This is a genomic window from Candidatus Aquicultor secundus (assembly GCF_002791875.1).
GTDB classification, from domain to species: domain Bacteria; phylum Actinomycetota; class Aquicultoria; order Aquicultorales; family Aquicultoraceae; genus Aquicultor_A; species Aquicultor_A secundus.
The window spans coordinates 7,248-8,095 of the sequence record NZ_PFNG01000241.1 but is presented as its reverse complement, the minus strand read 5'-3'; the positions used below and the strand labels follow the sequence as shown (position 1 = coordinate 8,095).

Annotated in this window: 1 protein-coding gene; it reads right to left on the bottom strand. The window is 52.7% G+C overall.

Features of this window, described 5'->3' with window-relative positions:
• Positions 1-716, bottom strand: a 716-nt coding sequence (locus tag COY37_RS10275) for a class II glutamine amidotransferase domain-containing protein (RefSeq protein WP_353683023.1), incomplete at its 3' end; no start/stop codon positions are given.
• Between the last annotated feature and the right edge of the window lie 132 nt (positions 717-848).

The following is an 848-nucleotide window of genomic DNA, read 5'->3' as shown; positions in this document are numbered from 1 at the left end:
CATGCGATCTCGACCGGCAGTTTATGTTTTCTTAACAGGAGGTCGAACGCATACGCACCCACCTCTGTGTCGGTAAGCATCGTGCATTTGTAGCCGAACATCTCAAGGTAGCGCTTATTGATACCGTATGAGGAGATCTCGCCGTTGTGCACCAGCGCCCAGTCAAGGATCGTAAACGGATGTGCGCCTCCCCACCAACCGGGAGTGTTGGTCGGGAACCTGCCGTGACCGATCCAGGTATAGGCTTCATACTCGTCGAGACGATAGAACCTGCCCACGTCTTCCGGAAAGCCCACCGCTTTAAAAGCTCCCATGTTCTTGCCCGACGAGAAGATAAACGCACCCTCGACTTTCTCGTTGATGTGCATAACCGCGTCGATTACAAAATCCTCTTCACACGTATCGGTAGTGCACCTATCCGCTTTCGGGGTCACAAAATAGCGCCAGAGCAGCGGGCTTTTTCCAATCCCGGGGGTCTTTCTCGTTGGGATAGTTTCTTCGCTGTCGATTTCAAAGCGCTCATCAAGCAACACATCCGTGGCCTCTTTGGCCCTTATGTCGTCGTACATGATGTGCAGCGCATAAAACTCTTTTTTATGCGGATAGATACCATACGCGGCAAATCCGCCACCGAGACCGTTTGCGCGATCATGCAGAACTTCCATTGCGCGGATAATCGGCTCCCCGCTCATCAACCTGCCGTCTTCGCTCATCATACCGGCCAGACCGCATCCAGATATGTTCCTGCGGTAATTTCCGCGGTACTTCCTACCTTCCAAAACCAGCACCTCCCGTTGCACGCTATCACAAAAAAACACCAACAACCTTTCGGTCAGTTGGCGCCATTG